General features: G+C 73.8%; 11 protein-coding genes. 8 read left to right on the top strand and 3 right to left on the bottom strand.

The genetic code is table 11. The annotated features are described in order from the left end of the window. Window positions 1–187: 187 nt before the first annotated feature. On the top strand, window positions 188–1,105 hold the full coding sequence (locus tag HDA43_RS35630; RefSeq protein ID WP_246424785.1) for a ClpX C4-type zinc finger protein: 918 nt from the start codon (window positions 188–190) through the stop codon (window positions 1,103–1,105). Window positions 1,106–1,227: 122 nt separating this feature from the next. On the opposite strand, the gene HDA43_RS33375 is transcribed toward HDA43_RS35630, so the two are convergent. Beyond that, a complete protein-coding gene (locus HDA43_RS33375) occupies window positions 1,228–1,701 on the bottom strand; it encodes a MarR family winged helix-turn-helix transcriptional regulator (protein WP_312873665.1) in 474 nt (157 codons plus the stop codon). Window positions 1,702–1,956: 255 nt separating this feature from the next. Here HDA43_RS33375 and HDA43_RS33370 point away from each other — a divergent pair, with 255 nt between their 5' ends. The 4 genes from HDA43_RS33370 to HDA43_RS33355 all read left to right on the top strand — a co-directional run bounded on the left by HDA43_RS33370 (window position 1,957) and on the right by HDA43_RS33355 (window position 7,194). After that, on the top strand, window positions 1,957–2,799 hold the full coding sequence (locus HDA43_RS33370; protein ID WP_179828676.1) for an SDR family oxidoreductase: 843 nt from the start codon (window positions 1,957–1,959) through the stop codon (window positions 2,797–2,799). 152 nt (window positions 2,800–2,951) lie between these two features. Then, window positions 2,952–4,298: an APC family permease gene (locus tag HDA43_RS33365; RefSeq protein ID WP_312873664.1), complete on the top strand. Its 1,347-nt coding sequence runs from the start codon at window positions 2,952–2,954 to the stop codon at window positions 4,296–4,298. A 366-nt stretch (window positions 4,299–4,664) separates the two neighbouring features. Next, window positions 4,665–5,495 carry an NAD(+) synthase gene (gene nadE, locus HDA43_RS33360; RefSeq protein ID WP_312873663.1) on the top strand — a complete coding sequence of 277 codons (831 nt, stop codon included), beginning with the start codon at window positions 4,665–4,667 and terminating at the stop codon, window positions 5,493–5,495. A gap of 244 nt (window positions 5,496–5,739) precedes the next feature. Further along, window positions 5,740–7,194: an alpha/beta hydrolase family protein gene (locus tag HDA43_RS33355; protein WP_312873662.1), complete on the top strand. Its 1,455-nt coding sequence runs from the start codon at window positions 5,740–5,742 to the stop codon at window positions 7,192–7,194. 254 nt (window positions 7,195–7,448) lie between these two features. On the opposite strand, the gene HDA43_RS33345 is transcribed toward HDA43_RS33355, so the two are convergent. Next, window positions 7,449–8,309 carry an aminoglycoside phosphotransferase family protein gene (locus HDA43_RS33345; RefSeq protein WP_179828672.1) on the bottom strand — a complete coding sequence of 287 codons (861 nt, stop codon included), beginning with the start codon at window positions 8,307–8,309 and terminating at the stop codon, window positions 7,449–7,451. A gap of 360 nt (window positions 8,310–8,669) precedes the next feature. Between HDA43_RS33345 and HDA43_RS33340 the strand changes: the two genes are divergently transcribed. Continuing rightward, window positions 8,670–9,263 carry a TetR/AcrR family transcriptional regulator gene (locus tag HDA43_RS33340; protein ID WP_179828670.1) on the top strand — a complete coding sequence of 198 codons (594 nt, stop codon included), beginning with the start codon at window positions 8,670–8,672 and terminating at the stop codon, window positions 9,261–9,263. Then, window positions 9,260–10,117, top strand: coding sequence for an alpha/beta fold hydrolase (locus HDA43_RS33335; RefSeq protein WP_179828669.1), 858 nt, complete (start codon window positions 9,260–9,262; stop codon window positions 10,115–10,117). The genes HDA43_RS33340 and HDA43_RS33335 overlap by 4 nt, the downstream gene beginning before the upstream one ends. 101 nt (window positions 10,118–10,218) lie before the next feature. Here the strand turns inward: HDA43_RS33335 and HDA43_RS33330 are convergent, their stop codons facing one another. Next, window positions 10,219–11,460 carry an MFS transporter gene (locus tag HDA43_RS33330; RefSeq protein ID WP_179828667.1) on the bottom strand — a complete coding sequence of 414 codons (1,242 nt, stop codon included), beginning with the start codon at window positions 11,458–11,460 and terminating at the stop codon, window positions 10,219–10,221. Between the two features lie 99 nt (window positions 11,461–11,559). Between HDA43_RS33330 and HDA43_RS33325 the strand changes: the two genes are divergently transcribed. After that, complete coding sequence (locus HDA43_RS33325) at window positions 11,560–12,645, top strand: DUF5937 family protein (protein WP_179828665.1); 1,086 nt, start codon at window positions 11,560–11,562, stop codon at window positions 12,643–12,645. Window positions 12,646–12,656: the final 11 nt, after the last annotated feature.

Genomic DNA, 12,656 nt, shown 5'->3' with positions numbered 1-12,656 from the left:
CGGGTGCCGTGCCGCCTCCCCGGCGGAACGGCGTGTCCCGCGGTGCGGCCCGCGGAGCGGCGTGGTTCGGGCGGTGATGCCGTCCACCGCTCCCGGCGGATGGTTCCCGGCCGCGTTCGCGGCGGGTGCGGCACGCTTTCGTCAGGCTGGCTTGACGTCAAGCCAGCCTGACGAAATACTCGGAACCATGACGACTCCCGAGGAACTCGAACGCCGGTTCACGCTGCTGAACGCGGTCGCGCGGTACGACGCACTGCGCACCCGCGAAGCCCTCGCGTCGCCGCCGGAGGAGGACGATGACCCCGAGACCGCACCGCTCGACCCGGCCGCGGCCCCCCTGGCGCGGGAGGAGGCGCTGGAGCTGCTCGCGCTCGGCGAGGTGATCGCCCGCAAGGCGGGCCAGGGGCGCCAGCTCACGGTGCGGTCGGCCCGCCGGGCCGGCGCCTCGTGGTCGCAGATCGGCGCCGCGCTGGGGGCCACGAAGCAGGCCGCCTGGGAGGCGCACAACCGGTGGATCGACGAGCAGGCCCGCCAGGGGGACGACGGCCACTGGGGCTGGAGCGACGACGAGGCGGCGGCCGCCCGCGCGCTCGCCGGCGACCCCGCGGACGAGGAGACCCCGGGTGGGCGCGCGCGGCGGGGCGGCGCCATCGCTTGTCAGGATGTCCCTGACGTTCTAGAGTCGCGATCAACCGTCAGGAAAACCCTGACAACCGTCGCCCCGGAGGACCGCATGACCGCTCCATCCCTGGCCGACGAGCGGATCTGCTGCTCGTTCTGCGCGAAGCCGAAGACCGACGTGGACAAGGTGATCGCCGGCCCCGGCGTCTACATCTGCAACGAGTGCGTGGGGCTGTGCAACGCCATCCTCGACACGCCGGCCGAGCCGTCGGCGGACGCCGAGATCCCCTGGCCGGACCGCATGACCGACGAGCAGATCCTCGAGTTCCTGCCACGCGTCGCCACCGTGAGCGCCCAGGTCGACGCGAGCCTGCGGGTCTGGGTGGACCGGCTGCGCGACCGGGGCGTCACCTGGTCCAGGATCGGCGCCGCCCTGGACATGACCCGGCAGTCGGCCTGGGAGAGGTTCTCCGGGGAGGACTGACCGAGGGCGTCACACGCGCGGAGGCTCCAGCCGTCCACGCCGCACCGGGCCACGCCCCCGCCGCACCGGCGGGGGCGTGGCCGCTTCCGGCTGCGCGGCGAGCGCTCCGCCCCGTCGTCGGACTACGGCTGCGACGTCTCCGAGGTCAGCCGCCGGGCCTGCTCGCGGCCCACTTCGGCGGCCCGGTGGAGATAGTCGGCGATGATCTCCAACTGCTCGTCGGTGTAGCGCTCCAGCACCGCGCCGAACGCCCGGCCCGGGGTGTCCCACGCCTCCTCAAGCCGCCCGGCCGCGTCGGGAGCCAGGGCGACGAGGGCACGCCTGCGGTCGTTCGGGTCGGGCAGGCGCCGCACGAAGCCCGCCTTCTCCAGGCGGTCGACCAGCCGGGACGCCGATCCTGACGCCAGACCGGTGAGCCGGGCGATCTCCCCGGTCGTCACCGGCCCGGGCTCCAGGTCGAGCAGCGCGATGCACTGCACGTCGGTGGGGTGCAGCCCGATCCGGTCGGCCATCGCCTGGTTGAACAGCGTGTAGGCGGCGTAGTGCCGCTGGCTCTCCCCCACGACGCGTGCGAGCAGCTCCGATCGGTTTGACACTCGGCACCTCCATGCCCCACATTTATCTGCGTCACGAAGATTATTCTTGACGCAGATTCTTTTCAACGAAGAGTCTGCGTCGCGTCGCATTCTATGCGCTTCCTGAAAAGGGACACGTATGTCCTCGCTCCCCGGCTCCGGGCCCGCCGCCCGGGTCTCCGAAGTACGGCGACGCGCCGCCCTCGTCCGCTGCGGTCTCGTGCGGCCCACGCCGCGCACGACCCCGGCACACCGTCACCGAAGGGAACCATCCAGATGACAGTTCTCGTCACGGGGAGCCGCGGCGCCGTCGCCCGGACCCTCGCCGGCCTGCTGCGCGAGCGCGGCCTCGCCGTCCGCGCGGCGTCCAGCCGGCCCGACGGCCCGGACACCGTCCGGTGCGACCTCACCGACCCGTCCACCTTCGCCGCCGCGCTCAAGGGCGTGACCTCGGTCTTCCTGTACGCCGAGCCGTCGCACGCCGGCGCGTTCACCGAGGAGGCCGCCCGCGCCGGCGTCGAGCACATCGTGCTGCTGTCATCCTCCTCGGTCCTCGCCCCGGACCCCGAGGACAACCCGCTGGCGAAGTCCCACCTGGACGCGGAGAGGGCGCTCGACGCCTCCCCCATCCGCTCGACGTCGCTGCGGCCGGGTTCGTTCGCGGGCAACGCGCTCGCGTGGAGCTGGAGCCTGCGGTCGGGCCGGCCGATCAGCCTGCCCTTCCCCGGTTCCCACAGCGACCCGATCCACGAGGCCGACGTCGCCGAGGCCGCCCTCGCCGTACTCACCGATCCCGGCCTGGGCGGGCGCCCGTACACCCTGACCGGCCCGGAGTCGCTCACCTTCGCCGAGCAGATCGACATCCTGAGCCGGGTGACCGGCCGGCCCATCCCCTTCCGACAGGTCACCCGCGAGGAGTGGAAGCGGGAGACGGCCGGGCACATCCCCGCCTCCTACGCCGACTCGCTGCTGGACTGGTGGCAGTCCGGCGACGGACGCCCCGTCGAGCTCACCCGGGCCGTGCCGGAGCTGACCGGCCACCCCGCGCGCACCTTCGCCACCTGGGCCCAGGGCCATGTCGGCGACTTCCGGGCGGACCACCCGTCGCCCGGGAGGTAGGACGCCCGGCGTCACGACTCCGCTCCGCCGCGCGGTTCGCGGGCCGGACGTCCCCCACAGCCGGGCGCACGGACACCGGAGCGGACCGGCCCCGCGGGGGCGTGGGACGATACATCCGGCCCATTCGACGAACGGCTGCCGGGGAGGTGGCGGTGGCGTCCCGACCACGGCCCCGTGGCGTACCCGACCCGGCCCGGCGATCCCAGGGCGGCGGTGACCGGCTCGCGCGCCGGCTGGGCACCGGCGACGCGGTGGTGATCGGGCTCGGGTCGATGATCGGGGCGGGTGTGTTCGCCGCGTTCGGCCCCGCCGCGCGCGCCGCCGGCGCCGGCCTGCTGCTCGGGCTGCTGATCGCCGCGGTGATCGCGTACTGCAACGCGGTCGCCTCCGCGCAACTGGCGGCGGCCTACCCGGTCTCCGGCGGTACCTACGTCTACGGCCGCGAACGCCTGGGCCACTGGTGGGGGTTCACCGCCGGATGGGGCTTCGTGGCCGGCAAGACCGCCTCGTGCGCCGCCATGGCGCTCACCTTCGCCTCCTACGCGCTGCCCGGCCCCTGGTGGGCGCAGCGCGCCCTGGCCGTCGCGGCCGTGCTGGGGCTGACCGCGCTGAACCACCGCGGCGTGACCAGGACGGCCCTGCTCACCCGGGTGCTCGTCGCCACCAGCCTGACCGCCCTGGCCGTCGTGGTGGCGGGCATCGCGGCGGGCGGCCACGCCGATCCGTCGCATCTGGGCGATGGCCTGGCCACGGGCGGCGTCTACGGCGTCCTGCAGGCCGCGGGACTGCTGTTCTTCGCCTTCGCCGGCTACGCCCGCATCGCGACCATGGGCGAGGAGGTCCGCGACCCGCGCCGCACCATCCCGCGGGCGATCCCGATCGCCCTGTTCATCGCCGTGGCCGTCTACCTGGTGGTCGGGGTCGCGGCGCTGCTGGCCGCCGGGCCGAACCGGCTCGCCGCCTCGGACGCGCCGCTGACCACCGCGGTCGAGGCGGCGGGCGCCGGCTTCCTGGCCCCGGTGGTGCGGGCGGGCGGCGCGCTGGCGGCGCTGGGGGCCCTGCTGGCCCTGATCGCCGGTGTCGGCCGTACCGTCCTGGCCATGGCCCGCAACCGCGACCTGCCCGGCGGGCTCGCCGCCGTCCATCCCCGCCACCGGGTGCCGCACCACGCCGGGATCGCCCTGGCGGTCGTGGTCTGCGTCCTGGTGGCCGTCACCGACCTGCGCGGCGTGATCGGCTTCTCCTCGTTCGGCGTGCTCGTCTACTACGCCGTCACCAACGCCTCGGCGTTCACCCAGCCCGCGGCCGACCGCCGGTGGCCGCGCTGGCTCAACCTGCTCGGCGTCGCCGGTTGCCTGATCCTGGTCGCCACCCTGCCCTGGCGGTCGGTGCTCGCCGGCGCGGTCATGTTCGCCGCCGGCCTGGTCGCCCGGTGGCTGGTCCTGCGCCGCCGGGCGGCGGCCGCCGCGGACGGCGACCGGGACCGGCCGGCCCCGTGAGCACGGCCCGCGCGGCCGTAGCGGTGCCCGTACCTTACGAGGAGGACGGGCGAAGCGGCGACAGCGGTGACCGCCGGTCGGCGCGTGCATGTTTGGACGGCCCTCATCCGGAAAGGTGCGGCTGACTCCGGGGAATCCGCGCGGGCGCCGTCCGCGCCGGTCGCCTCTCCCGGAGGGGGGCGACCGGCACGGACTTCGCCCGTGGCGGTCCGGGACCGGGGACGTCTCGACGAGTCCCCTGCCCCGAACAGGGCTTCGCGGCCTTCCCCTAGAGTGCTTACGTCCCCTGCGCGCGCCCGGGGTCCCGGCCCGGCGGCGCGTGCCGACCCCCGCCCAAGGGCCCGCGGGCCCGACCGAGGAGCCACCGTGACCGATCCGGCCCCCATGTCCCTCCAGCAGGAGATCGCCCGGGATCTCCACGTGAGCGCGTCCTTCGACGCGCAGCAGGAGATCGAGCACCGGGTGGCCTTCCTCGCCGCGCAGCTGACCTCCACGGGCCTGCGCGCGCTGGTGCTGGGCATCAGCGGCGGGGTGGACTCCACGGCCGCGGGCCGGCTGTGCCAGCTCGCCGTCGAACGCGTCCGCGCCGCCGGGCGGGAGGCGACGTTCTACGCGATGCGACTGCCGTACGGTGACCAGGCCGACGAGAAGGACGCGCGGCTGGCGCTGGAGTTCATCGAGCCCGACCGGGTCCTGACCGTCGATGTGAAGCCCGCCAGCGACGCCGCGCTGGAGGCGCTGCTGGCCGGCGACATGGTCTTCCGCGACGCCCACCAGCAGGACTTCGTGCACGGCAACATCAAGGCGCGGCAGCGCATGATCGTTCAGTTCGCGGTGGCGGGCGCGTACGAGGGGCTGGTCGTGGGAACCGACCACGCCGCCGAGGCGGTCTCCGGATTCTTCACCAAGTTCGGTGACGGCGCGGCCGACGTGGTGCCGCTCGCCGGTCTCACCAAGCGGCGGGTGCGGGCCATGACGCAGGCCCTGGGCGCGCCGCCGGAGCTGGTCGGCAAGGTCCCGACCGCGGACCTGGAGACGCTGAACCCGGGCAGGCCCGACGAGGAGGCGCTCGGCGTCACCTACGACGACATCGACGACTTCCTGGAGGGCAAGCCGGTCGACGAGACCGCCTTCGAGACGATCGCCCGCCGCTACCGGCTCACCGAGCACAAGCGCCGGCCGCCGATCGCCCCCTGATCCGCTCCCCCGGCGGACACGGGCCGTGCCCGTGCCCGCCGGGGCCGGGATTTGATGCGGCACCACGCTTCTCGTCACGGCCACGTCGGACGATCATGTAGCGCTGGTGACGCCCGGGGCCGAGGACATCGCCGTTGTTGCGACTCCGGTCGCACAGGAGAGATGCCCGGGTGCGACTCCGGTCGCATGCGATGACGACCCGGGATGGATGTGGCATCGCACGCCCCGCCCCGAAGATGGCCGGGTGGCCGAGATCATCGTGGGGCTGTACATGTCCCCTCTGGAATTTCTTGCCCTGCTGGGTGCCGTCGCGCTGGTGGTGGCGCGCTGGCTGCCCTCCGCTGCCCGCCCACGCGTCACGATCGCGGCGGGGGCGGTTCTCGTGCCGGCCGCGATCGTGCTGAGTGTGGTGGGGATCCGCTGGCAGATGCTGCCGGTACTGGCAGGCGCTGCCGTCGCGTCGCCGTTCGCCCTCTCTCCCCTGCTGCGACGCCGTACCGGCCGGCCGGCGTGGCGGGCCCGATGGTGGCTGGCGTTGCCGGGGTCGGTGGCCTGCGCCGGCCTGATCGCCACGGGTCCGGTGGCGGCCTGGGCCTTTCCCGTACCCGTGTTCCCCGAGCCGTCGGGCCGTTTCGCGGTCGGCACCCGCGTGGTGCAGTGGACCGACCCACGCCGCCCCGAGAGCTTCACCGCCGATCCGCACGACCGGCGCACGGTCGTGGTCCAGCTCTGGTATCCCGCGCAGAAGAGCCCCGCAGGCGCGCAGCGGGCCCAGTACCTCGGACGCACGGAGCACGAGGCGCGCACCGTTTCCGACGCCCTCACCCGCGAGGTCGGCTTGCCCGGCTTCCTGGTCGACGGCGTCCCGCGTGCCCGCACCCATTCGGTCTTCAACGCCCCGGTGGCCGCTGGGGGCGAACGGTTCCCGGTCGTGCTGTTCTCTCCCGGGTCGGGCGGAGTGCGTACCCAGAACAGCGCATGGGCGGAGGAACTGGCCGGCCACGGCTATGTGGTCGCCGCCCTCGACCACCCGTACGACTCCGCCGCCGTCGTCCTCGCCGACGGCCGAACGATTCACGCCAAGATCGCCTCCACCGGAGACCGGGACAGGGACGACGAGCTGGCGGCCGGCTGGACGGCTGTCCGGGCCGCCGACCTCGGGTTCGCCCTCACCCAGCTGCACCGTCTGGACCGAGGTGAGATCACCGGCCCGCTGACCGGACGCCTGGACACCGGTCGGGTCGCGGTCACCGGCCACTCCATGGGTGGTGCCGCCGCCCTGCAGGCAGCCCGGCAGGACCGCCGGTTCGACGCCGTCATCGATCTGGACGGCTACCCCCACGGCCCCGCCTCCCCCGCCCTCCACCAGCCGACGCTCGCGCTCACCCAGGCCATCACCCCCGGAACCGACCCGCGTTACATACCCCGCCTCACCGAGGCCCTCAAGCTCGGCACCGCGACGAGCTACCGGCTCACCGTTCCCGGCGCCGCACACCTCACCTTCATGGACGGCCCCCTGTACCTGCCGCCTGTGCCCTCGATAGCCGGCTCCCTGGGCCGCACCGAGAGCCCGCGCGTCGTCGCCGCGACCACTCTCGCCTTCCTGGACACCACCCTGCGGCACAAACCCGGTGACCTGGCCGGCGTTCTGTCGGCCTACGGCGACCTCAGCGTCCACCACCCGGACGACAGCCGCTGATCAGCCGTGCCGCGGCAGCCGGCGGCACGGCCGTTCCCCTCCCCAGCCGAAAGCGCGGTCCGCGGCGCGGACACCGCCGCCATGCCTTTGATCCGATCCACTACAAGCGGCGCAACGTCGTGGAACGCTGCTTCAACCGGCTCAAGCACTTCAGGGGCATCGCGACCCGCTACGGCAGGCTCGCCGCCCACTACCGATCGGCCGTGACCATCGCCTGCCTGCCGCTCTGGCTCAGATGACGCACAACACAGAACCTAGGTGAGAAGCACCTGGTCGAGGACGTGATCGCCGATGGCCGCCATGCCGGGGTCATCGGCCGAGTAGGCGGCCAGAGCAGTGCCCATGGCGAGGGCCCAGCCCCGTGCGCGCTCCCAGGTCGCCTCGTCGGCGTCCACGCGCGATCGGAAGACCTCGCGCGCGTTCTCGTCGAACACCAGCCACGCGGCGGCGAGGTCGGTGGCGGGATCGCCGCTGGTGAGGTCACCGAAGTCCAGGACAGCCGCCAGCCCTTCCCCGTCGAGCAGGAGGTTTCCCGGGTGCGGGTCGCCGTGGAGCCAGAGCGAGGGCCCCTGCCAGGGCGGGAGTGCGGCCAGTTTCTCCCAGAGAGGGAGGAGCTCAGCCGATCGGGGAATGGACTGCAGGCGTTGCCGTACCGCTTCGTCGCGGGCGGCGAGCGGGACGCCGCGGAAGGGATTACGCGGGGCGTCAGGCGGTGCGGGCCGGTGGAGGCCCGCCATGAAGTCGGCCAACGGGACGGCGATGCCGGAGCGGTCGGACGGCGGCGCATCGGCGGCCGCGCGGCCTTCGAACCAGGGCGCGATCGTCCACGGCCACGGGTAGCCCTCGCCGGGCACGCCGGTTCTGACGGGTACGGGCAGCGCGACCTCGACGTAGCCGGCCAACACCGGCAGCCAGCGTTGCTCGTTGACGATGAGGTCGACGGCGACCTGGCGGCGCGGCAGCCGTACGGACAGGTCCGCCCCCAGGCGGTAGATGACGTTGTCCCAGCCGTTGGCAACGGGGGTGAGCGGACCCGCCAGATCCGGGTGCTGCACGCGGATCAGGCGGTCAACAAGGTCTTCGTCGATGTCGACTTCCGCCGCAGGGGTGTTCATGCCGCAACGATAGTGCGGGATGACCTTGACAGACGCAGACACCGAAGCCGGATATGCCTGGTCGTCCGCATCATCCACGGGCCGAAGACCTCCAGGTGAGGCGATCGGACGCCGAAGCCGGACGCCACGCTTCGCTGGAGATCATTCCTGGCGCCGATGGCTGTTCCCGGGTTCCTCCGCCCCGGATCCCGGCCACCGTACCGCCTCACGGTGGGAGCCGCGCCGGCTCCCGGCGAGCGTCCCGCGCGGGATGAGGCGGCGTTGACGGGCGTGCCACCGAATGCCTATCCTAGTCTTCCTAGGAAAAAACTAGGAGTATTAGTTTCAGCCGACCACTTCTAGGAGAAGGGCGGGGCGCGCATGATGCGGGCCGGATTGACGGCGGAGCGGGTGACGCTCGCCGCCGCCGAACTGGCGGACGAGGTCGGGCTCGACCACCTGACCATGTCGGCGGTGGCGCGGCGGCTCGGGGTCAAGGACGCCAGCCTTTACGCGCACGTCCGCGGCCTGGAGGACCTGCGCGGGCGGATCGCCCTGCTGGGGGCGGACGAGAAGACCATCCGCATCGCGGAGGCCACCGCCGGGCGGGCCGGCAAGGACGCGCTGGTGGCCTACGCCGACGCCTGGCGGGCGTACGCCCACGACCACCCGGGCCGCTACACCGCGACGCAGATCCCGATGGAGATCGACCCCGAGCTCCTGGCCCGGGCCCCCGGGCCGCGCCGCGCGATCGAGCTGACCTACAGCATGCTGCGCGCCTACGCGCTGACCGAGCCCGACCTGACCGACGCGGTCCGGCTGATGCGCAGCACGCTGCACGGCTTCGTCAGCCTGGAGGCCGCGGGCGGGTTCGCGCACGCCCGCCCGGCGCAGGAGTCCTGGCTCCGCTGCCTGGACGCCCTGCACTCGCTCCTGGAGCACTGGCCCGCACCCGACGAAGGAGACCCGCGATGACTCCCCCCACCATCGGCCGCCTGCGCGTGGACGGCGCGACCCTGCACTACGAGGTGCGCGGCGAGGGCCCGCTCCTGCTGCTGATCCCCGGCGGCACGGGCGGTGCGGCGTCCTTCGACGACGTCGCCGACGACCTGGCCGCCGACCGCACGGTCGTCTCCTACGACCCGCGCGGCCTGTCCCGCAGCCCGCTGGACGACCCGGAGGCGCCGCAGCACGTCGCCCGGCACGCCGACGACGCGCTCCGGCTGCTGGACCTGCTGTCTCCGGAGGCGCCCGCCCGCGTGGCCGGCTGCAGCTCGGGGGCGATCGTCGCGCTGCACCTGCTGGCCACCCACCCCGAGCGGGTCGAACGCGTCGTGGCGCACGAGCCGCCGGTGGTGGAGGTGCTGCCGGACGCCGCCGAGCACCGCGCCATGCTCGCCCGCGTCCAGGACACCTTCCGCAGGGAGGGGCTGATGCCCGCGGCGGCCGTTTTCGCGGCCGGCCTCAGGCCGTCCGGCGCCGCACTCACCGTGACCCCGGCGACCCCGGCGACCCCGCCGACCACCGGGCTGACGCCGCGGGCGGCGGCCCGCGTCGAGCGGACGATGGCCGACATGCCCTACTTCCTCGGACGCATCGTGCCGGGTTTCATGGCCTACACCCCGGACGTGGAGCGCCTGGCGGCCCTGTCGGACCGGCTCGTGCTCGCGGGCGGAGCCGACTCGCGCGGCGAACTGCCCCACCGCTGCGCCGCCTTCCTGGCCGAACGGCTCGGCGCCGAGTTCGTCCGCTTCCCCGGCGGGCACACGGGCCTCAGCACGCACCCCGCCGAGTTCGGCGAGCTGCTGTACAAGCTGCTGGGCGGCTGAATCCCATCGGGTGACGTCACGTGACGAACTCGTCGGGCACCGGACGACCCTGGACGGGGAACGCGACCTCATTGCCGGAAAGGCGCGGCGCATCGCCGAGCTCACGAGCCTGCTCGCGCCCGGCGGCGGCGACCGCTGAGCCGCGTTCCCTGATCCTTCTCGGTGGCGACGGCGGAGGCGGAGAGGAGCGTCGCGGCGGAGAGGCCGCCCCAGAGGGCGGCCGGGCCGTGGGAGACGAGAGCGGTGATGACCGCCGGGGAGACGGCGAGGCCGAAGCCCGTGGAGAGCTGGAAGCGGGCGAGGGCGCGTCCCAGGAGATGGGCCGGGGCGAGGGCGGTGACGAGCGCGGTGGCGCTGCCGGCATAGACGATCTCGCCGATGGTGCAGACCACGGACACCGTGGCGACCGCCGGGGCGCCCCAGCCGTGTCCCAGTGAGGTGGCCGCGAGGAAGCCGAGGTAGGACGCGGCGAGTACCACGCCGGCGAGAGCCAGCACGGTCCGCCGGGAGAAGCGGGCCACCAGGACGGTGACCGGAATCTGCAGGGTGACCACCAGCACGGTGTTCGCCACGAAGATCGCCGCCGGCCACACCGGGGAGGCGTGCAACTGTGTCACCAGGACCAGGGGAAGCGCGATTTCGGGGACGTTGAGGCAGAAGACGTAGACCACGTTGGCGGCCAGCAGCGCGCGCATCCGGGGTGCGGGCCCACCGGCCCCGTCCTTGGCCGCAGCGGCGGCCGGACGCGTGCGCAGGTGTACCGACCATGCCAAGGCCGCCGCGGCGAGATAGGCGAGCCCGGTGACGGCTGCCAGCGCCCGCAACGCGGTGGCGCCGCCCGCCAGGCATGCGGTGGCGAGGAGGGCGCCCGCGCCCAGGCCGGCGTTGCGCAGGGCGCGGCCTCCCGCGAGAGCGGCGTCACGTTCGCGGCCGTGGGCGACCGTGGCCACGAGGGCCGCATGGGCGGCCGGCCATGCCTGGTTGCCGATGCCGAGGAAGAGCGCCGCCGTCGTGAACAGCCAGACGTGTCCCGCCGGGGCGGCCAGCAGCAGCGCCACGCCCAGCACCCGCACCAGCATCGACGCCGCCACGACCGTGCTGCGCGCGCCCCGGTCCAGCCATCGGCCGACCGCGGGCGTGCACACCAGGCCCACGACGACGCCGACCGTCATGGCGATGCCGGTGACCGACGCGGACAGCCTCAGCACCGTCACCCCGTAGAGCAGCAGAAAGGGCCGCAGCAGGCCGGTGCCGAGCGCGTCCACGGCCAGGGCGACGGCATAGCGGGGACCTCCGGAGGCACGGACGAGGGCGCGCGGCCGGATCCTGGTGGTGGTTGCCATGGAGGCAACGATGCGTTCGGCCGCCGGGCCGACCGCGTCGGTTGACGGACACCGTCAACCGACGCGGTCGCCGGCCGTCCGGCCGGTGATGATGAGGGGATGACGTTGAGGATCGACATCGGCGGCCTGCCGTCCGGGCGGCTGCGGTTCGCCGCCTCCCCGCTGGCCGAGCTGACCGCGATGCTGCACGTGCTGGCCGAACCCGGGCATCACCCGCAGTTCGCCGGCTGGGCCGGGGACGTCTGGGCCGGGCTGCGGCCGGAGCTGGCCGAGCGGTTGCGGGAGGCGGAGTTCCTCTGGCGTTCCTCACGAGCCGACTTTCTGGTCCCCGCTCGCCCTCGGCCGACCCTCGCCGAGGAGTTGGACGATGTGGACCGGATCGACGACGAGACCTATGTGACCGCCGCGCTCATCACCACGTGCGGCAGCAACCGGGTCCACTTCGCCGTGCCGTCGCCGCTCGCCGACGCGACGGCGCGCGAGCGGGCCCTGGACCTGGCCCAGGCCCGCGGCGCGCTCCAGGAGGCATTCGCGGAACGGCTGCTCGCGGACCCGGCCGCCGTGCGGGCACGGGTGCGTCACACCCTCGAACAGTGCGCCGAGGCATTCTTCGACGCCGCCTGGACGGGCGTCGCCGCGCAACTGGCCACCGACCTGCGCCTGAAGAACGACCTGCTGAAGCGCCAGGGCATCGGGGCGGCACTCGCGTCGGTCTCCGGCGCCGTCACCCTGGCGCCGGACGGCGACCACATCATCGTGGACAAGCTGCAGGACAACGCGACCGCCGCCCACGGCACCGCGGTCACCTTCCTCCCCAGCGTCTTCGGCCGCCCGCACCTGGTGGTGGTCCACGCGCCCGGGTGGCATCCGGTGGTGCAGTACCCCGTGGCCGAGGCGAGTCCATCGAAGCCGGTGTCGCTGGAGACGGTGACGCTACGGCTGGAGGCACTCGCGCATCCGGTGCGACTGCGGCTGCTGCGCACCCTCGCCCGAGGCCCGCACACCACCGGTGAGCTGGCCCACGCCTGGGAACTCTCGCCCCCGGAGGTCTCCCGCCACCTCGCCGTCCTGCGCCGCGCGGGCCTGCTCACGGCCCGGCGGAACGGTCGTTACGTCCACTACACCCTCGATCTCCCCGAGATGACGGCGCTGGGCACAGACCTGCTGACGGCCGTACTGCGCTGAGCGGCTTCGGT

The organism is Streptosporangium sandarakinum, assembly GCF_013409935.1.
GTDB classification, from domain to species: Bacteria; Actinomycetota; Actinomycetes; order Streptosporangiales; family Streptosporangiaceae; genus Streptosporangium; species Streptosporangium nondiastaticum.
Note: the sequence above shows the minus strand (reverse complement) of the source record. Positions and strands in the feature narration are given on the sequence as shown.

Bases quoted from the DNA above. Each gene is read 5' to 3' on its own strand.
- HDA43_RS33370 (WP_179828676.1), top strand. From the start codon at position 1,957: ATGACAGTTCTCGTCACGGGGAGCCGCGGCGCCGTCGCCCGGACCCTC.
- HDA43_RS33345 (WP_179828672.1), bottom strand. From the start codon at position 8,309: ATGAACACCCCTGCGGCGGAAGTCGACATCGACGAAGACCTTGTTGAC.
- HDA43_RS33340 (WP_179828670.1), top strand. From the start codon at position 8,670: ATGATGCGGGCCGGATTGACGGCGGAGCGGGTGACGCTCGCCGCCGCC.
- HDA43_RS33330 (WP_179828667.1), bottom strand. From the start codon at position 11,460: ATGGCAACCACCACCAGGATCCGGCCGCGCGCCCTCGTCCGTGCCTCC.
- HDA43_RS35630 (WP_246424785.1), top strand. From the start codon at position 188: ATGACGACTCCCGAGGAACTCGAACGCCGGTTCACGCTGCTGAACGCG.
- HDA43_RS33325 (WP_179828665.1), top strand. From the start codon at position 11,560: ATGACGTTGAGGATCGACATCGGCGGCCTGCCGTCCGGGCGGCTGCGG.
- HDA43_RS33335 (WP_179828669.1), top strand. From the start codon at position 9,260: ATGACTCCCCCCACCATCGGCCGCCTGCGCGTGGACGGCGCGACCCTG.